This window comes from Amycolatopsis sp. NPDC039088, from assembly GCF_055598845.1.
The window spans coordinates 76,591-95,251 of the sequence record NZ_JBVKAE010000023.1; the positions used below are offsets into that span (position 1 = coordinate 76,591).

At 66.8% G+C, this 18,661-nt stretch carries 19 protein-coding genes and 1 pseudogene; 8 read left to right on the forward strand and 12 right to left on the reverse strand.

The genetic code is table 11. The features are described from left to right. Positions 1–81 precede the first annotated feature (81 nt). A complete protein-coding gene (locus tag ACZ7KI_RS27240) occupies positions 82–360 on the forward strand; it encodes a DUF3311 domain-containing protein (RefSeq protein ID WP_465500130.1) in 279 nt (92 codons plus the stop codon). Next, a complete protein-coding gene (mctP, locus tag ACZ7KI_RS27245) occupies positions 357–2,000 on the forward strand; it encodes a monocarboxylate uptake permease MctP (RefSeq protein WP_470275906.1) in 1,644 nt (547 codons plus the stop codon). Before ACZ7KI_RS27240 ends, mctP begins: the two co-directional genes overlap by 4 nt. Here mctP and ACZ7KI_RS27250 read toward each other — a convergent pair. The 5 genes and pseudogenes from ACZ7KI_RS27250 to ACZ7KI_RS27270 form a co-directional block, all read right to left on the reverse strand. Next, positions 1,997–2,632: a hypothetical protein gene (locus ACZ7KI_RS27250; RefSeq protein ID WP_470275907.1), complete on the reverse strand. Its 636-nt coding sequence runs from the start codon at positions 2,630–2,632 to the stop codon at positions 1,997–1,999. The two genes, mctP and ACZ7KI_RS27250, sit on opposite strands and share 4 nt — an antisense overlap. A gap of 285 nt (positions 2,633–2,917) precedes the next feature. Beyond that, complete coding sequence (locus ACZ7KI_RS27255) at positions 2,918–3,841, reverse strand: bifunctional helix-turn-helix transcriptional regulator/GNAT family N-acetyltransferase (RefSeq protein ID WP_470275908.1); 924 nt, start codon at positions 3,839–3,841, stop codon at positions 2,918–2,920. Between the two features lie 238 nt (positions 3,842–4,079). After that, positions 4,080–4,229, reverse strand: a complete 150-nt coding sequence (locus ACZ7KI_RS27260; protein WP_007032374.1) for a hypothetical protein — start codon at positions 4,227–4,229, stop codon at positions 4,080–4,082. Between the two features lie 287 nt (positions 4,230–4,516). Further along, entirely contained in the window at positions 4,517–5,707 is a 1,191-nt protein-coding gene (locus ACZ7KI_RS27265) for an AAA family ATPase (protein ID WP_470275909.1), read from the reverse strand. 113 nt (positions 5,708–5,820) lie between these two features. Continuing rightward, positions 5,821–6,582 (reverse strand): annotated as a pseudogene (locus tag ACZ7KI_RS27270) (MerR family transcriptional regulator). Between the two features lie 71 nt (positions 6,583–6,653). On the opposite strand from ACZ7KI_RS27270, the gene ACZ7KI_RS27275 reads away from it, so the two are divergent. Beyond that, positions 6,654–7,685, forward strand: coding sequence for a glycerophosphodiester phosphodiesterase family protein (locus ACZ7KI_RS27275; RefSeq protein WP_470275910.1), 1,032 nt, complete (start codon positions 6,654–6,656; stop codon positions 7,683–7,685). Positions 7,686–7,816: 131 nt separating this feature from the next. Beyond that, positions 7,817–8,323, forward strand: coding sequence for a DoxX family membrane protein (locus tag ACZ7KI_RS27280; protein ID WP_470275911.1), 507 nt, complete (start codon positions 7,817–7,819; stop codon positions 8,321–8,323). Positions 8,324–8,424: 101 nt separating this feature from the next. Here ACZ7KI_RS27280 and ACZ7KI_RS27285 read toward each other — a convergent pair whose 3' ends face one another. The 4 genes from ACZ7KI_RS27285 to ACZ7KI_RS27300 form a co-directional block, all read right to left on the reverse strand. Further along, positions 8,425–8,796, reverse strand: a complete 372-nt coding sequence (locus ACZ7KI_RS27285) for a YciI family protein (RefSeq protein WP_470275912.1) — start codon at positions 8,794–8,796, stop codon at positions 8,425–8,427. 119 nt (positions 8,797–8,915) lie between these two features. Beyond that, entirely contained in the window at positions 8,916–9,719 is an 804-nt protein-coding gene (locus tag ACZ7KI_RS27290) for an ABC transporter permease (protein WP_037307367.1), read from the reverse strand. Then, positions 9,716–10,669 carry an ATP-binding cassette domain-containing protein gene (locus ACZ7KI_RS27295; RefSeq protein WP_470275913.1) on the reverse strand — a complete coding sequence of 318 codons (954 nt, stop codon included), beginning with the start codon at positions 10,667–10,669 and terminating at the stop codon, positions 9,716–9,718. Before ACZ7KI_RS27295 ends, ACZ7KI_RS27290 begins: the two co-directional genes overlap by 4 nt. Before the next feature lie 69 nt (positions 10,670–10,738). Then, complete coding sequence (locus tag ACZ7KI_RS27300) at positions 10,739–12,028, reverse strand: acetyl-CoA C-acetyltransferase (protein ID WP_470275914.1); 1,290 nt, start codon at positions 12,026–12,028, stop codon at positions 10,739–10,741. A gap of 92 nt (positions 12,029–12,120) precedes the next feature. Between ACZ7KI_RS27300 and ACZ7KI_RS27305 the strand changes: the two genes are divergently transcribed. Next, the gene (locus tag ACZ7KI_RS27305; protein ID WP_470275915.1) at positions 12,121–13,455 is read left to right on the forward strand and encodes a 3-oxoacyl-ACP reductase; all 1,335 of its coding nucleotides are present in this window, start codon (positions 12,121–12,123) and stop codon (positions 13,453–13,455) included. Between the two features lie 2 nt (positions 13,456–13,457). Further along, the gene (locus ACZ7KI_RS27310) at positions 13,458–14,303 is read left to right on the forward strand and encodes a MaoC family dehydratase (RefSeq protein ID WP_470275916.1); all 846 of its coding nucleotides are present in this window, start codon (positions 13,458–13,460) and stop codon (positions 14,301–14,303) included. Here ACZ7KI_RS27310 and ACZ7KI_RS27315 read toward each other — a convergent pair. Further along, positions 14,286–14,951 (reverse strand): TetR/AcrR family transcriptional regulator, encoded by a 666-nt coding sequence (locus tag ACZ7KI_RS27315; RefSeq protein ID WP_007032385.1) that lies wholly within the window; start codon positions 14,949–14,951, stop codon positions 14,286–14,288. The genes ACZ7KI_RS27310 and ACZ7KI_RS27315 overlap by 18 nt on opposite strands. 128 nt (positions 14,952–15,079) lie before the next feature. Between ACZ7KI_RS27315 and ACZ7KI_RS27320 the strand changes: the two genes are divergently transcribed. Together ACZ7KI_RS27320 and ACZ7KI_RS27325 are read left to right on the forward strand one after the other, a co-directional pair. Continuing rightward, a complete protein-coding gene (locus ACZ7KI_RS27320) occupies positions 15,080–15,715 on the forward strand; it encodes an SCP2 sterol-binding domain-containing protein (RefSeq protein WP_470275917.1) in 636 nt (211 codons plus the stop codon). Between the two features lie 85 nt (positions 15,716–15,800). Continuing rightward, the gene (locus ACZ7KI_RS27325; RefSeq protein WP_470275982.1) at positions 15,801–16,391 is read left to right on the forward strand and encodes an SCP2 sterol-binding domain-containing protein; all 591 of its coding nucleotides are present in this window, start codon (positions 15,801–15,803) and stop codon (positions 16,389–16,391) included. Between the two features lie 1,123 nt (positions 16,392–17,514). Here the strand turns inward: ACZ7KI_RS27325 and ACZ7KI_RS27330 are convergent. Then, positions 17,515–17,988: an FxsA family protein gene (locus tag ACZ7KI_RS27330; RefSeq protein WP_470275918.1), complete on the reverse strand. Its 474-nt coding sequence runs from the start codon at positions 17,986–17,988 to the stop codon at positions 17,515–17,517. Between the two features lie 93 nt (positions 17,989–18,081). Further along, positions 18,082–18,654, reverse strand: coding sequence for a TetR/AcrR family transcriptional regulator (locus ACZ7KI_RS27335; RefSeq protein WP_470275919.1), 573 nt, complete (start codon positions 18,652–18,654; stop codon positions 18,082–18,084). Between the last annotated feature and the right edge of the window lie 7 nt (positions 18,655–18,661).

The following is an 18,661-nucleotide window of genomic DNA, read 5'->3' on the forward strand; positions in this document are numbered from 1 at the left end:
GGACGCGCGTGACCCAAGTGGGGGCGAGGTTCTAGGGTCATCGGGACCATCCGGGGTTACGGGAATGTTAGGTGAGGTCCGATGGCGTCAGGTAAGGCAGACGGGAAGGTGAAGGGCTTTCAGTTCAGCCCTTGGAACCTCCTGCTGATCATCCCGTTGCTGGTGCTGATCACGTCGTTGTTCAATTCGGACGGCCCTCGGCTGTTCGGGATGCCGTTCTTCTACTGGTTCCAATTCGTGTTCGTGGTCGTGGGCGTCCTGTGCACCTGGATCGTCTTCGTGATGACCAAGGACAAGCCGACCAGTGAGCGTCCCGACCGGTTGTCCGTGGACGAGCTCGACGAGGGGGACCTCAAGTGACGAACATCCAGTGGCCCGAGCTGATCATCTTCACGATCCTCTTCGCGGTGGTCACCGTCCTCGGCTTCGTCGCGTCGCGCTGGAAGGCCGGCAACACCCTCGACCACCTCGACGAATGGGGCCTCGGCGGCCGCAAGTTCGGTTCGTGGATCACCTGGTTCCTGCTGGGTGGTGACCTCTACACGGCGTACACCTTCGTGGCCGTCCCCGCGCTGATGTTCAGCGCCGGCGCCATGGGCATGTTCGCGCTGCCGTACACGATCATCGTCTACCCGATCGTGCTGATGCCGGCGCTGCGCATGTGGTCGGTCTCCCGTGTCCGCGGCTACGTCACGCCCGCCGACTTCGTCCGCGGCCGGTTCGGTTCGCCGACGCTGGCGCTGCTGATCGCGATCACCGGCATCATCGCGACGATGCCCTACATCGCGCTGCAGCTCGTCGGCCTCGAAGCGGTGCTGCGGACGATGGGCATCAACGGCTCCGGCATCGTCGGGCACCTGCCGCTGCTGATCGCCTTCGTCATCCTCGCGGTCTACACCTACCAGTCCGGCCTGCGCGCGCCCGCGCTGATCGCGTTCGTCAAGGACATCCTGATCTACCTCGTGATCATCGTGGCGATCATCTATCTGCCCGCGAAGCTCGGTGGCTGGTCGGCGATCTTCGACGCGGCCGACGCGAAGTTCGACAAGTCGCAGTCCCCGGCGGACGGCATCCTGCTCAACGCCAACAACCAGCTGCAGTACGCCACGCTGGCGCTCGGTTCGGCGCTCGCGCTGTTCCTGTATCCGCACTCGCTCACCAGCGTGCTCGCCTCGCGCGGCCGTAGCGTGATCAAGCGGAACATGGTCGCGCTCCCGGCGTACTCGCTGGTCCTGGGCCTGCTGGCGCTGCTCGGCTACGTCGCGATCAGCGCGTCGGTCTCGCCGATCAAGAACAACGCCACCGGCAGGCCGGACACCAACACGATCGTCCCGGTGCTGTTCGACTCGCAGTTCTCGTCGTGGTTCGCCGGGATCGCGTTCGCCGCGATCGGCATCGGCGCGCTGGTGCCCGCGGCGATCATGTCGATCGCGGCGGCCAACCTGTGGACTCGCAACATCTACAAGGAGTACATCAAGAAGAACGCGACGCCGGGCCAGGAGGCGAAGCAGGCCAAGCTCGCTTCGCTGATCGTGAAGTTCGGCGCGGTCGCGTTCATCCTGTTCATCGACCCGCAGTACGCGATCGACCTGCAGCTCATCGGTGGGGTGCTGATCCTGCAGACACTGCCGGCTGTGGCGCTTTCGCTGTACACGCGGTGGTTCCACCGCTGGGGCCTGATCGCCGGCTGGGTCGTCGGCATCGGCTGGGGCCTGATCATGCTTTACAACATCCCCAACCCGGCCACCGGCCAGAAGCACTTCGGCGCGTCGGCGCTGGCGCTGGACAAGCTGTCGATCGTCGGCTGGCACCCGTTCAGCGGCTCACAGCTGCAGATCTACGTCGGGTTCGTGGCGCTGGTGGCGAACCTGCTGATCGCGGTGATCTTCACGGTGGTCGCGCGGCAGCTGAAGGTCTTCAACGGCACGGACGACACCGAGCCCGAGGACTACCACGCCGACGAGCACGACAAGGATCTCCGCGAGATCGGCGTCCACTAGCTCACGCGCTGGGAATGGGCCGCGTCCTGCCGGGACGCGGCCTTTCTCATGGCCGCGTCCGCCGCCAGGTAGAGCACGAGACCGTTCAGCAGATGCCAGACGAAATGCGTCCCGGCGGGGAAGTTCCCGCAGACGGCGTGGTCGGCCGACCGGAACAAGAGTGACACCCCGAAGACCGCCGCGGTGATGGCGAAGCGTCTCCGGTCCGCTCCTTTGAGGACGATCGCGAAGACCACGAGGCCGATCAGCGCCGAGAGATAAAGCCCGCCGCCCACCGTGGCGAAGACGGCGGTGAACGCCAGGAACACGGGGATCCCCAGCCAGGAAAGCCTGCGGCTGACGCCGTAGAAAAGGCGGGGGAACACCGCCGCGTAGTAGAGGACGAACACCAGGATGAAACCGGTGTCGGCGGCCGCGGACCAGCGGTTCGCGAGCAGATGGAAGGCCGTGCTGCCGAGGAACACGAGTCCGATGAGGACGGCGAAGACGCGGCCGTGGGTCTCCTTGGCCTGACGCCAGACAACGATCGCCGCGACCAGGAACGCGAGATTGCTGAGGCTGTTGAGCGGCTCGCCCCAAAGGCCGGGGGCCAGGCGTTCGCAGTACCTGTCGAGGTAGGCCGTCCAGTTCACCCCTCTAGATAACCCTTCCCGCGTGAACTCCGGGTGTTGCCGTCTTCCCTGTCGACGCGCCGACACCTGCCCGAGTTGTCCACACCCCACCGCCGTTGTGGACAACTCCGTCCCCCACCCCGCACGAACCCGCTCCCCGACACCCCCTCCCGATACGCTGGAGCGGGGCGCGCCCCCCTGGGACGGGTGGGGGGTGGGGTTCGTGCGCAGAGGCTGGTCAGCCCGAGTGGGTGGGTTGGGTCAGGAAGCGGCGTCGCGGTTCAGGGGCAGCCGACGCCGAACACCTCACAGCTCCAGCCGCCACGTCTGCCCGGTCAGCTCGTAGCCGAAGCCGGGGATGCTCTCCTCGTCGGCGAGCCGGAACCCGGCCTTCTGGTAGATCGCCCTCGCCGCGTCCAGCAACGACACCGTCCATAGTTCGATCGCCGCGTAGCCGGACGCTCTCGCGAACTCGACACATTCGGTGACCAGGCGTTTCCCGACGCCGCGGCCGCGGGCGGCCGGTTCGAGCAGCAGCAGTCGCAGCTTCGCGGTGCGCCCGTCTTCGGCGGGCATGCAGAAGACGCTGCCGACACGCTCTCCGTCGAGTTCCGCGATCCACCCGGCCTGGCGAGGATCACCTCGATGGTCGGCGTAGTCCGCGACGACCCGGGCGACGAGAGCTTCGAAACGTTCGTCCCAGCCGTATTCGCGGGAGTAGAGGGCGCCATGGCGGTGGACCACCCAGCCGAAGTCGCCGGGCCGGGGCGGGCGCAGCACCAGTGTGGGATCCGATCGGCGGTCACCGACCAGCGAGGTGATCGTCCCCATGGCGCCGAGCAGCCGCTCCTGCTCGTCGTCGCCGAACCGGCCGAGCAGCGCACCGATCCGGTCCACCGAACGTGCGTCGAGGACGGCGAAGGCCTTTCGGCCGTTCTCGGTCAGCCTGATGACCTGACGGCGGGCGTCCTCGTCGCTGCGTTCGCGGGTGAGGAGGCCGCGGCCTTCGAGCCTGACGAGCAGCCTGCTCGCGTACCCGGCGTCGAGGTCGAGGCGTTTGCGCAGATCGGTGACTTGGGTCGAGTTCTGCTGCGCGAGTTCGAAGAGAACCCTGGCCTCGCTCAGGGAGTACTCGGCGTCGGCCGGTCCTTCGTCGAGGACGCCGATCACGCCGGTGTACAGCCGGTTGAACGCCCGGACGGTCGCCACCCGGTCCGCGGATCCAGTCATTTGACCACCTCAACAGATTCGTTGACTGGGTCAAAGATTACCGCACAAAGCGGTGATGGTGAGAAGTTCAGGGAAAGGGTCCAGACATATGGAAACCCCGTGATGCTGCCAGGTCGGGGGTCCGCCAGCATCACGGGGTCGTAATGGGTATCGACGCTGCTTTCCGCGGCGTTACACCCCACACACTATGTGTCGTAGGTCACTCGAATGGGCGACACTCACACGGTGTTTCGTCGGATCAGCGCATGTGCGTGTGACGCGCCTGCGAGATAGCGATGAGCTCCTGACGAACGGTCGCGGTGGCCGCGGTGTCGATCGCCCGGTTCAGGGCCCGGCGAGTGCGAGCCTCGGCGCGACGGGCACGGAGCTTGGCGGCGATGTTGTTCATCGGTTTAAGTCATCCCCTTGAGGGTCTTGTGTCTTCGTGGCTGTGCACCTAGTATGCGCCTTTTTTCACATGAACGCCAACGATTATCCGGTGACTTGGCACACTCGCCGATGAATCATCGGCAACAGCGAGGGAAATCCGGAGAGATTTGGTGTCGCCGGTCACTTCTTGGTAACGCTAGGGATTTCTAGTGTTTGCGCGATACGGCGGAAGAGGGCGCGATGAAAGCCAAGCCGTAGCGTTCTCTACGGCTTTCTAGCGGTCGTGCTAGAGAGAGTCAGAGAGGGCTAGTCCCGGCCGAGCAGGTAGTGGCCGAAGTGCGGGACCGTGAAGGCGATATGCCCGCGCTCGGCGGAGTACACCAGGCCCTTCTTCATCAAACTGTCCCGCGCGGGAGACAGCGAAGACGGCTTCCGGCCCAGGTAGACGGCCACATCGGCGGTGCCGGCGGCCTCGTCCCGGCCTTGCGTCAACTCGGCCATCGCGAGCAGATACTCGCGTTCGGCGGGCGTCGCGCGCTCGTAGCGGGAGCCGAAGAAGCCGACGGCGAGTTCCGATTCGGCTTCCGGCGCGGCGACCTGGACGTCCTTCACGGTGATCGGATCGGCCGGGGCCGCGTCCCAGGCGGCCTTGCCGTACGCCTGGATGAAGTACGGATAGCCGCCGGACGCGTCGAACAACGCGTCCAAGGCCTCCGGCTCGATCCCCGCGTCTTCGCGTTCGATGGGCGCCATCACCGCGACGTCGGCGTCTTCGCGTTCGAGCCTGTCGATGCGCGCGTAGCGGAAGAGACGTTCCGAGTACGACTTCGACGCAGAAAGGACGGCGGGTACGTGCGGCAGTCCCGCGCCGACCACGACCAGCGGGGCTCCGGACTGCGAGAGCTCGTGACAGGCGGCGCAGAGCGCGGAGACGTCCTCGGGGAGCAGATCCTGGATCTCGTCGATCAGCAGCGCGACGCCGGTGCCGACGTCCGCGGCCAGTTCCGCGACCTCGGTGAACAGCTCGACCAGGTCGATCTCGATATCGCCGGAATCGGCGCGGCCCTGCGCGGCGGGCACGTCGATGCCCGGTTGCCAGCGGTCACGGAGTTTCGCGTCCGGTTTGTTGGCGCGCAGCGCGAACGCCTTGAGCACGCCCAGCACCTGCTCGACCCGGTCCGGCGCGCGGTGGCGAACGGCGAGGTCGCGGATCGCGCGGTGCAACGCGGCCGAAAGCGGCCGCCGGAGTTCGGTGTCGGGACGGGCTTCGATCTTGCCCGCGCCCCAGCCGTGCTTGATGGCCTTCGAGCGCAGCTCGCCCAGTAGCACGGTCTTCCCCACGCCGCGCAGGCCGGTGAGCATCAGGCTGCGTTCCGGTCTCCCGCGCGCGACCCGTTCGAGAACGACCTCGAAGGCCTGGAGCTCACGCACACGACCGGCCAGCTCGGGCGGCCGTTGACCGGCGCCCGGGGCGAAGGGGTTGCGGATGGGATCCACTCTCACACGCTATCGGCGTTTCTAGCGCGGACCCGATATTCGGTGATAGAGGGATAGGCGTGTCGCGGCGGGTTACGCCGAGCGGGACGGGTCTGCAGCCCCGTCCCTGGTGCTTACTCGCTCAGGTTGCGCTCGGCGTAGACCGCCATCGCGTCGCGGATGTACTCCGCGGTGCCCGTGCCGTGCTTCTCGTCGTACTGCCCGTAGCGCGGGTCGTCGACGTACAGCTGCCCGAGACCGGCGAAGTAGCCCTTCGACACCGTCCGCACGGCCGGCCGGAGCCATTCGTACAGCCGTCCCGTGATCGCCTGAGCCTCGTCACCGTCGGCAGGCAGACCCTTGGCGTGGGCCTCGCCGAACGCGGCCGCGATGTCGTTCTGCTCCCGCTGGTGCGCCTTCTTGTCCTCGGAACTCAGCGACTTCCACCACCGGTCACCCTGCTTGTAGGCGTCGGCGCCCTAGCGTTCGGTGACCTCCTTCTCGTACTTCGTGTGGTCGAAGCCGTCGAACACTTCCGTTGCCATCAGTTGTTCACCTCTCTCCGTCTTCCTCAAGGTCGTCCTGACCGATTCGATCTGCCGTCCGAGTCGCTGTCGCTCCTGCTCCAGCCACTTCAGGTGCGTGCGTAGCGCCGCCGTCGTGTCCTGCTCCCCTTCGAGGACTTCGCCGATCGCGGGCAGGCTCAGCCCGAGTTCGCGAAGCAGCAGGATCCGTTGCAGCCGCACCAGCGCGTCCTGGTCGTAGTAGCGGTATCCGTTGCTTCCCACCCGGCTCGGTTCGAGCAGCCCGATGTCACCGTAGTGGCGCAGCGTGCGGCTCGTGGTCCCCGCCGAGCGGGCGATGTCCTGGATCGACCACTCCTTCTCGTCCGGCATGTCCACGACGGTAGAGGTTGACGTTGCGTCAAAGTCAATCGAAGTTCACCCGGCTGTGTCATGGTTCCGCCATGAAGACCTTTGCGCTGGTCATGGCCACCGCGCTCACCTTGACCACGGCCGGGGTCGCCGACGCGCACCCGCGCCGCGCCTTCGACATCCAGGCCCACCGCGGCGGGCTCGGCCTCACGGTCGAGAGCACGCTCGCGTCGTTCGGCAAGGGAATGGAACTGGGGGTGACCACTCTCGAACTCGACCTCCAGATCACCAAGGACGGTCGCGAGGTGATCACTCACGACCGCAAGACGACGCCGTCGAAATGCCGCGACACCGCCCCGGCGACACCAGGCGATCCGGCGTATCCGTACGTCGGGAAATACGTGAAGGATCTGACGTTCGCGCAGGTCCGCACGCTGGACTGCGGGTCGATCCGGCAGCAGGCCCACCCCGGCCAGACACTCTCCCCCGGCGCCAAGATGCCGACGCTCGCCGAGCTGTTCCAGCTGGTGCGCGACCACCACGCCTGGGGGATCAAGTTCAACATCGAGACGAAGGTCGAGGCCGCCGCCCCGCACGAGACGGCGCCGCGTGAGCAGTTCGTCCAGCGGGCGGTGCACGAGATCCTGCGCTCCGGTTTCGCGCACAACGTCACCGTCCAGAGCTTCGACTGGGGAACGCTGATGCGGCTGCGCCAGGTCGCGCCGTGGCTCCCGGTGGTCGCGCTGACCCAGCCGGAGTTCCTCCAGGTCGGGCAGCCGGGCAAGTCGTCGTGGCTCGGCGGCCTCGACATCGACGACTTCGGGGGCAGTCCCGTCCGAGCGGTGAAGTCGTTCGGTGCCCGCGCGCTCTCGCCGGTGCACGGCAATCCGCAGGGCGGGAAGGTCGGCGACCCGGACTACCGGCCGTTCACGACGAAGGCGCTGGTCATGGAGGCGCATCGGGCGGGGATCAAGGTCGTGCCCTGGACGGTCGACGACCCGGCCACGATGCACAAGCTCATCGACGACGGCGTGGACGGCATCATCACCGACTACCCGGACCGGCTGCGGGAGGTCGCGGCGGACCGTGGGTTCAAGCTGCCGAAGGCGTATCCGGCTCGCTAACGGAATCTAGGGCTTTCTAGTGTCAGAGAAATATTCGCGGATACTCCGTTAGGGCGGTTCGGCGGCCTGGCGGACGGGAAGACTGGGGATAGATTTGCTGTCCCGGATCCGGATCAAGAAAGGCTACGACCGTGATTCTCCGCCGCGTCGCACGTCCGCTCCTCGCCGCGATCTTCATCTCCGGCGGGATCGGCGCGCTGAGGGACACCCAGGGCCACGCGAAGGCCGCGGAGCCGTTCCTCACCGAGTCCTTCGACAAGCTGGAAGGCGTGGTGCCGGAATCGGTGCCGCGCGACCCCGCCACCCTGGTCCGGATCGACGCGGCGGTGAAGGTCGGCGCGGGGGTCGCGCTCGCCACCGGCAGGGCGCCGCGGCTGGCCTCGCTGTTGCTGCTCGGCAGCCTGGTCCCGACGACGCTCGCCGCGCACCGGTTCTGGGAGATCAAGGAACCCGCCGAGCGTCAGCAGCAGCAGATCCAGTTCATCAAGAACGCCGGCCTCGCCGGAGGTCTGCTGCTGGCCGCCGCCGACACCGCGGGGAAGCCGTCGCTCGGCTGGCGCGCCCGCCGGGCCGCGTCGAAGACGGAGAAGCGCGCCGAGAAGCTGGCGAAGAAGGCCGAGAAGGCCATCACCAAGTAGCGAATCGCGTTTAGTCCTCTAGTTGCGGTAGTTGCACGCGCAAGGACCGCGTTTAGTCCTCTACATGCGAACCTGCATGTAGAGGACTAAACGCCTGGGCTTCACTCGGTGAAGGCGGCGATGTCCTCTTCCTCGACGATCGTCCGCACCTCGACCTCGATCTCGTCGAACAGCGCGGCGTAGGACTCGGCGAACGAGGTGGCCTCGGCCAGGTCCTTGGCGTTGATCAGCGCGAACCCGCCGATGACCTCCTTGGCCTCGGTGAACGGGCCGTCGGTCGCGGTGATCTTGCCGCCGCGCGTCTTGCGGACCTTCGCACCCCTCTCCGACGGGTGCACGCCCTCCGCCGTGATCAAGATGCCCTTCTCGAAAGAATCCTGGACGAAGGCGCCGATCTTCTCGATGAACTCCTGGCTCGGGTTCCAGGCTTCCGGGGCGCTCTCGTCGAGCCGGTGCATCATCAGAAACCGCATCGCTGCTCCTCAAGTGTTGTGGCGGGGCTGTTTCTACCGCGCCTTCACCAGCGCGTCGAGCGGCTCGACAGCGGTTCGACATTTCGTTCAGAAAAATGTTTCAGCCGCAGAAACCTTTCTCAGCGGCTGGCGACCTTCTTGTACTGGGCCGTCGCCAGCGGCGCGAAGATCGCGATGATGGCGACGCAGCACAGGATCGCGTACAGCGAGGCGTGCTCGGCAGGCCAGCCTGTCGGTGCCGCGCCGAAGCGGTTCCCGAACAGGTCTCGCGCCGAGTTGATCACCGCGGTGAACGGGTTCCAGTCGGCGATCGCCTTCAGCACGCCCGGCAGTTTGTCCGCCGGCACGAAGGCCGTCGAGATGAAGCTCAGCGGGAACATCCACATCAGCCCGGCGCTCTGCGCGACCTCGACGCTGCGCGCGACGAGCCCGATCCACGCGCCGACCCAGGACAGAGCCCAGGCGAACATCAGCATCACCAGGTAGCCGAGCACCGCGTCGAGGAAGCTGCCGCGGATCCGCCAGCCGACGAGCAGCCCGCACAGCGACATGACCACCAGCGCCACCACGCTGATCACCAGATCCGAGGTCGTCCGGCCGAAGATCACCGCCAGGCGGGAGATCGGCAGCGAACGGAACCGGTCGATGATGCCCTTCTGCAGGTCGTTCGCGAACCCGATCACGGTGAACGCCGAGTTGAACGCGACCGTCTGCGCGAAGATGCCGGCGATCAGGAACTCGCGGTAGGCTAGCCCGCCCGCTTCCCCGCCGATCGCGTCGCCGAAGACGTAGGCGAACAGCAGCACGAACATGATCGGCTGCAGGGTCGCGGCCATCAGCCAGTCCGGGTTGCGCTGGACGTTCTTCAGGTTCCGCCAGGTGATCACGCCACCGTCGGAAAAGGCCTTCGCGACCGCGCTCACTTTTTCTCCCCCTCATCCGTGGCGTGCCCGGTCAGCGAAAGGAAGACGTCGTCGAGCGTCGGCCGGTGCAGCGCGACGTCCTGGACGGCGACGCCGTGGCCGTCCAGCCGCCGCAGTGCCTCGATCAGTGCCTTCGGGCCGCCCTCGACCAGGACGTCGACCTTGCGGGTGTGCTCGTCGACCGTCGGCGTCCCCGAGCCGACCTCGGTGAGCACCTGGGTGGTGACGGCGAGGTCGTTCGTGTCGGCCACGACCAGTTCCAGCCGCTCGCCGCCGATCTCCTGCTTGAGTTCGTCGGCGGTGCCGCGCGCGATGACCTTCCCCTTGTCGATCACCACGATCGAGTCGGCGAGCTGATCGGCCTCCTCCAGGTACTGCGTGGTCAGCAGGACCGTGGTGCCATCGGCGACCAGTTCCTTGATGACCTCCCAGGTGTCGATCCGGCCGCGCGGATCGAGCCCGGTGGTCGGTTCGTCGAGGATCACCACGGTCGGCTCGGCGACCAGCGCCCCCGCGAGGTCGAGCCGGCGCCGCATCCCGCCGGAGTACGTCTTGGCCGGCCTGTCGGCCGCGTCCTCCAGCCGGAACCGCGCGAGCAGTTCACGCGCCCTGGACTTCGCCGCGGCCTTCTTGCTCCCGTACAGCCTGCCGACCATGTACAGGTTCTCGAACCCGGTGAGGTTCTCGTCCACGGCGGCGTACTGCCCGGACAACCCGATCGACCGCCGGACGGCGTCGGGCTGAACGAGCACGTCGTGCCCGGCCACCTCCGCTTCGCCCGAATCCGGGCGTAGCAGCGTGGTCAGGATGCGGACCGTCGTCGTCTTTCCGGCACCGTTCGGCCCCAGGAGGCCCAGCACCTTGCCCGTCGGGATCGACAGATCGACCCCGTCGAGCGCCCGTGTGGACCCGTAGGTCTTGACCAGCGCTTTCGCCTGAACTGCGAACATGCGCACACGCTAGACCCGGGTACCGACAAAGGCACCCGGGTTTTTCCCCGATCCGCTGCGGGCGAACGGCTACTTTTCGAGGATCGCGGTGACGCCCTGTCCGCCCGCCGCGCAAATCGAGATGAGCCCGCGGCCGGATCCCTTCTCGTTCAACAGCTTCGCGAGCGTGGCGACGATACGGCCGCCGGTCGCGGCGAACGGGTGCCCGGCGGCCAGCGACGAACCGTTGACGTTCAGCTTCGCCCGGTCGATGGAACCGAGCGGCGCGTCGAGGCCCAGCTTCTCCTTGGCGAACGCCGGGTCCTCCCACGCCTTGAGGGTGGCGAGCACCTGCGAGGCGAAGGCCTCGTGGATCTCGTAGAAGTCGAAGTCCTGCAAGGTGACTCCGGCGCGCTCGAGCATCCTCGGGACCGCGTACGCGGGCGCCATCAGCAGTCCCTCGTCACCGTGGACGTAGTCGACGGCCGCGGTCTGCGAGAACGTCAGGTACGCGAGCACCGGCAGCTTCCTGGCCTTCGCCCACTGCTCGGTCGCGAGCAGGACGGTCGACGCGCCGTCCGACAGCGGCGTCGAGTTGCCCGCGGTCATCGTGCCGTCGGGACCACCGAAAGCGGGCTTCAGCTTCGCGAGCTTCTCGACGCTGGAGTCGGGCCGCAGGTTCTGGTCGCGGACCAGCTTGAGGTACGGCGTCACCAGGTCGTCGAAGAAGCCGCTGTCGTAGGCGGCGCCGAGACGCTGGTGGCTGGTGGCGGCGAGTTCGTCCTGCGCCTCGCGGGTGATTTCCCAGACCTTCGCGGTCAGCGCGGCGTGCTCGCCCATGGAGAGGCCGGTACGCGGCTCGGAGTTGCGCGGGATCTCGGGGACGATGTGGCCGGGACGCAGTTTCGCGGCGAGCTTCAGCCGTTCGGGGAGCGTCTTCGCGGCGTTGAGCTGCACGAGGATCTGACGCAGGTCGTCGTTGACCGCCAGCGGGGCGTCGGACGTGGTGTCGACGCCGCCCGCGATGGCCGAGTCGATTTGGCCGAGGGCGATCTTGTTGGCGACGTTGATGATCGCCTGCAGACCGGTGCCGCACGCCATCTGCACGTCGGAGGCGGGAGTGGCGGGATTCAGCTTGCTGCCGAGGACGCTTTCGCGCGCGAGGTTGAAGTCGCGGGCGTGCTTGAGCACCGCGCCGGCGGCGACCTCGCCGATCACCTCGTCCTGGAGGGAGAAGCGGCTGACCAGGCCGTCGAGGGCGGCTGTGAACATATCCTGGTTCGAAGCTTTCGAGTACGGACCGTTCGAGCGGGCGAAGGGGATCCGGTTGCCGCCGATGATCGCGACCTTGCGCACGGGTGCCGTCCTTTTCGTGGCCATTTTTTCCACTCCTCCGTAGGCTCTCTCACACTGTAACCTACTAGCGAGTAGGTTAGACTGCGACGTGACGCAAACTGCACGGGAGGCACGTAATGGCTGACAGGTACCAGCAGTTCACGAAGAGCCCGGTGGGGAAATTCGTGGTGCCGAAGCTCGGCCTGCCGAATCCCGCCACGCTCCGCCGGTACAAGCCCGGTCAGCCCCCTCTCGAGGGTCCCGCACTTCTGGGCGCCGCGCCGGGCGGTCGCCTCGAAAAGGTGATCGAGGCACAGCTGAACCGCGCGGGCATCGAGGTCGTCTCGACGGCGGCCGACAAGCACGCCGCGCTCGTCTTCGACGCGACAGGCGTGAAGGACCCGAAGCAGCTTCGCGAGGTCTACTCCTTCTTCCACCCGGTGATCCGCAGCGTCGGGTCGTCCGGCCGCGTCGTCGTCCTCGGCACTCCGCCCGAGCTGGCCGAGGGACACGAGCGGATCGCCCAGCGCGCGCTCGAAGGCTTCGTGCGCTCCGTCGGTAAGGAACTGAAGCGCGGCGCGACCGCTCAGCTCGTGTATGTCGCCGAAGGCGCCGAAGAAGCCACCGAGTCGACACTGCGGTTCCTGCTGTCGGCGAAGTCCGCCTTCGTCGACGCCCAGGTCATCCGCGTCGGCACGGAGACCAAGACGGCCTCGGCCCCGGCCGACTGGTCGAAGCCGCTCGACGGCAAGGTCGCCCTGGTGACCGGCGCCTCCCGCGGCATCGGTGCCGCCATCGCCGAGGTGCTGGGCCGCGACGGCGCCCACGTCGTCGCGCTCGACATCCCCGCGCAGGGCGCGGATCTGTCCAAGGTGGCCAACAAGGTCGGCGGCTCGGCGTTGCAGCTGGACATCACCGCCGCCGACGCGCCGGAGAAGCTCGCCGAGTACCTGACCAGCCGCCACGGCGGCGTCGACATCGTCGTGCACAACGCCGGCATCACGCGGGACAAGACGCTGGGCAACATGACCGAGGGCGGCTGGGACTCGGTCATCGCGGTGAACCTCGCGTCGCAGCTCGCGGTGAACGAGAAGCTCCTGTCCGGCAAGGTGCTGCACGAGAACGGCCGGATCATCGGCGTCTCGTCGATCGCCGGGATCGCGGGCAACGTCGGCCAGACCAACTACGCCACCAGCAAGGCGGGCGTCATCGGCATGGTGAACGTCGGCGCGCCGAAGCTCGCGGAGTACGGCGGCACGATCAACGCCGTCGCACCCGGTTTCATCGAGACCAAGATGACCGCCGCGGTCCCGCTGTTCATCCGCGAGGCCGGGCGACGGCTCTCCAGCCTCGGCCAGGGCGGTCTGCCGGTCGACGTCGCCGAGACGATCGCCTGGTACGCGAACCCCGCTTCGGCCGCGGTCAACGGCAACGTGGTCCGCGTCTGCGGCCAGGCACTGCTGGGGGCGTGATCATGGCGGTCAAGGAACTTCGCGAGACGCCGAGCCTGTCTTCGTTGTATCCCAAGGCTCTGCTCGGCTCGCTGCGCAAGAGCGGCGGGGACGCCCTGCCGGGGACCGAGTTCGTCCGCGAGGGCGTGGTCGTGGACCCGGCGCATCTCGCCGCGTACAACCGGGTGTGCGGGTTCCGGCTGGACGACGTCCTGCCCGCGACGTACCCGCATATGCTCGCGTTCCCGCTGCAGATGGCGCTGATGACCGAACGCGACTTCCCGTTCCCCTTGCTGGGCATGGTGCACGTCGCCAACCGGATCACCCAGCACCGGCCGCTGCGGCTCGACGAGTCGTTCACCCTGCGCGTTCGCGCCGAGGATCTGCGTCCGCACGAAAAGGGCAAGCAGTTCGACGTGATCAGCGAGCTGCTGGTCAATGACAGTCCTGTTTGGACGGATGTCAGCACCTACCTGCGCCGGGGTGGCGGCAGCGGGGAGAAGGCGTCGCGCGGTCAGCTTTCCCAGCCTTCACCCAGCGCGATCTGGCACGTCCCCGCCGACATCGGCCGTCGCTACGCCGAGGTCTCCGGCGACCGCAACCCGATCCACCTGCACCCGATCACCGCGAAGGCGTTCGGCTTCCCCACCGCCATCGCGCACGGTATGTGGACGAAGGCGCACGCGCTCGCGGCGTTCGAAGGCAGGCTGCCGGAGGCGTTCACCGTCGACGTCAAGTTCAAGCAGCCGGTGCTGCTGCCGTCGAAGGCGGCGTTCACGACCTGGAGCGAAGGCGGGGGCTGGGCCTTCGAAATCTGGAACGCGCGCAAGCCGAAGCCGCATCTGGAAGGTTCAGTCGTCGCTCTCTGACGGCTTCCAGATCTCGCCCTCGACGAGGTCGTTGAACCCGAGCCAGACCAGGTTCATCAGCCACGAGGCGAGGACGCCGTCGGAGACATCGGGGTGGTCGAGCGCCCAGTCGGCCAGCGACTCGGCCGCCCCGACCAGCGCGGCGGACAGCCCGGCGCCGGAGAACTCGGCCTGTTCGCCGAGGCCCTTGCGGGTACCGGCGGAGACGACGAGCGCGGCGACCAGTTCGATCGCGCGGGTGCGCATGTCGGTGATCTCCGCGGCGAAGGCGCCGCCGACGGTCATGGCCTGGCGGTGCAGCACCGTCCAGGACTCGCGGTAGTCGGCGACGAACCGGTAGAACGCGCGAAGCCCGTGCCAAAGCTGCATGTCCGGCGGCAGGTCGGGTTTGATCCCGTCCTGCACCGCTTCCAGCAGGCGAGTGGCTTCACGGCGGATGCACGCGCCGAAGAGGTCTTCCTTGGAGCCGAGGTAGGTGTAGATCATCGGCTTGGACACACCGGCGACCTCGGAGATCTCGTCCATCGACGCGGAGTGATAGCCGTAGCGCGAGAACACCGAGACCGCTGCGTCCAGGATCTGGCGTTCCCGCACCGCTCTCGGCAGCCTTTTGGCGCGTTCGGCAGGACGCGGTACTTCCTCGGACACTCAGGACCTCCCTCTAGTTCCCGTAAGACGCTACCGGGCTGCACCCGGCACGGGTGATTTCGGCACGCTTGCCCGGCTACCTACTGGCGGGTAGCCTTACGCTTGGGTAGGCGGAGCTGGAGGGGCAGATGACCGAGATCGTGGGGCTGACCGGCCGCGCGCTGATCGACGAGCTGGAACGGATCGAGCCGGATTCGGCCGAAGCGCACTCGCTCGACGTCAACGAGGTCGCGGGTGCCATCGACCCGAAGGACCTGGGCAAGGACGACGTCCGGCGGCTGCTGACCGCGCTCGGACGGCTTGCCCAGTCCGCGCCCGCCTTCGATCTCCGCAAGGTCGACCCGGTCCGGTTCGCGAACCTCGTCGCCCGCGCTTCGCGCACACAACTCGAAAGCGTCGTCGCCGAACGGCCGCTGCGGGATCGCGTACTGCGCGAGATCTTCGACCGCATGGGCGCGCACATCCGGCAGGATCGCGCGAAGACACTGCACGCGGTGGTCCACTGGCGGCTGTCGGGTGGCACCGGCGACGGCGGATACGACCGCTACGAGACGGTGATCTCGCACGGTGAATGCACGGTCAGCAGGCAGATGAAGGAGAAGCCGAGGGTGACGATCACGATCGCGCCCGTCGATTTCTTCCGGCTCATCACCCACCAGGCGACCCCCGCTGTGCTATTCGTCACCGGAAAGATCAAAGTAAAAGGTGACCTGGCCTTCGCGGCGGGCTTGATCGGTTTCTTCGACCTTCCGGAACCGTCCTGAGTCCGGCAAAGCGGTTACACTTCCGGCCGTGCCCCGAAATTCTCCGAACCGGCGCTGGCGGGACAAGGTGCGCTTTTCCCGTCCGTTGCGGCTGCACAAGACGCGCACCGCGGGCGAGCACGTCGTCAACGCCTTCGCGGAGAAGCTCGAACTCGCGAAATTGAGCCCCGAACAGTTCGTGCAAGTGCTGGAAACCCTGCACATGCTGGGTGAAACCGGTGCGGGCATCGAGTTGAGCTCGCTGGAGACCGAGGTGCTCGTCGACATCGTGCAGCGGGCGTCACGAGAGCAGCTCAAAGCGATCGCCGACCATCCGGAACTGCGTTCGGCGTTCCTCGACGAGATTTTCCGCAGAATGTCGGACCATTTCGCCCCGGAACGCGCGCAACATGTCAACTTCGTCGTCGCGTGGCGTTTTACCGACGGTGACGGCGAAGACGGTTTCGATCGCTTTCAAACGGTCATCGAAGACGGCGTCTGCGTTTCCAGTACCGATCTCGCGCGTACTCCGGACACGACCATCACGCTGTCGGTCGACGATTTCATCCGGATGGCCACCGGTAACGCGGCCGTGGCGGCGATGTTCGTGACCGGCAAGGTGAAGGTCAAGGGCGAATACGCGCCGGCGGTGCGGTTCAGCGGCTATTTCGACATACCGAAACCGAGCGGCACTTAGCCCGGGGTAAGTAAGGCAAAGGTGTCCGGTGTTCGATGTGTCGTCAAGGCTTGATCTGGACGCCAGGTGGGTTTCAGTGTCCACAAGGGACATATCCCGGCGATTGAATGCCCGATTGATGTCTTTATGCGCGATTCTGCGGGCAGTCGTGAGTGCTAATGAGGGTTATTGAGGGAAAAGGCAAACGTGTCGCGGTGTGGGGCCGGTGTCGCTCCTGTGTACGCGTTCTTCTGGGAGTGAAGGCCTCCTTGCCTACCCTGACGGTAGTGAAGGAGGCTTTCACTACCATCGGATGTGAGCCCTGGTGACAGTGGGACGGCTGTGATCTCGGCGGCCGGTCGTGAAGTACATGAAGGCCCCCTTGCTTGCGTCTGGCGCAAGGGCCCGGGAAAGTCGCGGTCTTGCAGGTCAGGCGACTATTCCTGCATTGTCGCGGGGCCGCATGTGCCGGTCGTGGAGCTTGATCAACGGAGGATCAGGGACACTCAACGTCCCTGATCTTCCGTTGATCAAGGTCGAGCCGAGGTGGGGCAGGCCTGATTCTGGATGCCAGTGGGCCTTCAGCGTCCACAAGGGACACCGCCAGCCGATCGACTGTCCGATTGATGCCGCTAAATACGTTTCCGTGCGGGGTCGTGAGTGTTAATGAGGGTTAGAACGACCCACATCACTCACGACTCCCTCGCGAAACCCCGCAACTCACCCAAATCGGGCACGTTTGTCCCGAGAAGTGACCCTTATGGACAGTCGGGAGCCAGGTGAGGCCCCTTTTACGTGAACCCGCTCCCGCCGGGTCCGCCACGACACGTTCGCCTTGACCCGCTCTAGTAATGGAGCCGACCAGCGATTATGCGACTTTGCCGGGGCCCTGGCGTCTAGCGCAAGGAAGGGGGCCTTCATGTACTTCGATAAGGCGTGACTCGCGTGCCCGGATGCCGCACTCCCGCCCGAGACACGACACGTTTCCTTACCCCTCAATAGAACGACCCAAATCACTCACGACCTCGAAGAGTGTCCCTTGTGGACAGGCGGGAGCCGAGGGCCTCTTGTGTAAGCCGCTCGCGTCGAGCATGCCGCCCGTCCTAGCTTCGCCACTGGCAGTGTAGTGGCGAAGTTGGTGGCCTCAGCCCTCGACAACGCGGCCTTCGATCACCGGCGGCTGCCTCTTGGCGGCCTCGGCGGGCGGCGTGTCGGTGACGACCTCGCTGTCCACCACCATCACCGGCCCGGGTGACCGGTTGGCGAACTTGATCGCGCGGCGCTGCATCCGCTTCTGCCAGACCTTGCGCGCGACACTCCGCGTCGGCGGCAGGATGAACAGCAGGCCGATGACGTCGCTGACGAAACCGGGGAGCAGGATCAGCAGACCGCCGAGGCCGATCAGCATCCCGTCGGTGAGTTCGCGCTCCGCGTCGGCCGGGCGGCCGAGCCGTGCGGACTCGGCGAACGCGCGGCCGCCTTCTCGGCGGGCGAGCCAGGACCCGATGAACGCGCCGGCGAAGAGCAGCGCGATCGTGCCGAGCACGCCAATGGCCGAGCCCACCGCCCACACGGCGGCGATCTCGGCGACGACATAGAGCAGGAACGCGACAGCCATACCTGGACAACGTACGGCTTGCCCGTTTTGCTCCCTGCCCGCCGATACGGTGCTCGACAACGTCGAGCGGGTGGCGACCGAATTGCCGGAGCGCTACGTCCGGCGGAGCTGACCCAGCAGGTTGTCCACCATCGATCGCAGCGCGTCCGCCAGCCGTGCCGACTCGCCGCTCTTGAGCAGGTGCGCGACCAGTTCACTGCGGAGCGAACCGAGCAGGATGTGCGCGATGACCTCCGCGTCGAGGTCCGCCCGCGCCTCGGCGATCAGCCCGCTGACGTGTGCGTGCCAGGTGGCGTAGAGATCGTTCTGGTGCCGGTGTTCCGCGGACTTTTCGAACGCCGCCATGAGCGCGACGTTCCGGGTCGCCACCGCGACGACGGCGTCGAAGAACGCCGTCAGCCGTTCTCGTGGCGGAGCGCCGGGGCCGAGCGGTGGCGGGCCGGACGTGAACGCCTCGTTGTGGGCGCGCATCCGCTCCTCGATCAGCGCGCTCATCAGCCCGGCGCGATTGGTGAACCGGTGGAAGACCGTGCCTTTGCCGACGCCCGCCGCGGCCGCCACGCGTTCCATCGACACGTGGTCGGGACCGTGCTCGGCCAGGAGTTCTTCGGTGGCGCGCAGGATCGCCCGTCGGTTACGGGCGGCGTCCGCGCGTTCCGCTGCCATCGGTGCC

Bases quoted from the DNA above. Each gene is read 5' to 3' on its own strand.
- ACZ7KI_RS27240 (WP_465500130.1), top strand. From the start codon at position 82: ATGGCGTCAGGTAAGGCAGACGGGAAGGTGAAGGGCTTTCAGTTCAGC.
- ACZ7KI_RS27285 (WP_470275912.1), bottom strand. From the start codon at position 8,796: ATGCGGTTTCTGATGATGCACCGGCTCGACGAGAGCGCCCCGGAAGCC.
- ACZ7KI_RS27260 (WP_007032374.1), bottom strand. From the start codon at position 4,229: ATGAACAACATCGCCGCCAAGCTCCGTGCCCGTCGCGCCGAGGCTCGC.
- ACZ7KI_RS27335 (WP_470275919.1), bottom strand. From the start codon at position 18,654: ATGGCAGCGGAACGCGCGGACGCCGCCCGTAACCGACGGGCGATCCTG.
- ACZ7KI_RS27255 (WP_470275908.1), bottom strand. From the start codon at position 3,841: ATGACTGGATCCGCGGACCGGGTGGCGACCGTCCGGGCGTTCAACCGG.
- ACZ7KI_RS27275 (WP_470275910.1), top strand. From the start codon at position 6,654: ATGAAGACCTTTGCGCTGGTCATGGCCACCGCGCTCACCTTGACCACG.
- ACZ7KI_RS27320 (WP_470275917.1), top strand. From the start codon at position 15,080: ATGACCGAGATCGTGGGGCTGACCGGCCGCGCGCTGATCGACGAGCTG.
- ACZ7KI_RS27295 (WP_470275913.1), bottom strand. From the start codon at position 10,669: ATGTTCGCAGTTCAGGCGAAAGCGCTGGTCAAGACCTACGGGTCCACA.
- ACZ7KI_RS27305 (WP_470275915.1), top strand. From the start codon at position 12,121: ATGGCTGACAGGTACCAGCAGTTCACGAAGAGCCCGGTGGGGAAATTC.
- ACZ7KI_RS27310 (WP_470275916.1), top strand. From the start codon at position 13,458: ATGGCGGTCAAGGAACTTCGCGAGACGCCGAGCCTGTCTTCGTTGTAT.
- ACZ7KI_RS27330 (WP_470275918.1), bottom strand. From the start codon at position 17,988: ATGGCTGTCGCGTTCCTGCTCTATGTCGTCGCCGAGATCGCCGCCGTG.
- ACZ7KI_RS27300 (WP_470275914.1), bottom strand. From the start codon at position 12,028: ATGGCCACGAAAAGGACGGCACCCGTGCGCAAGGTCGCGATCATCGGC.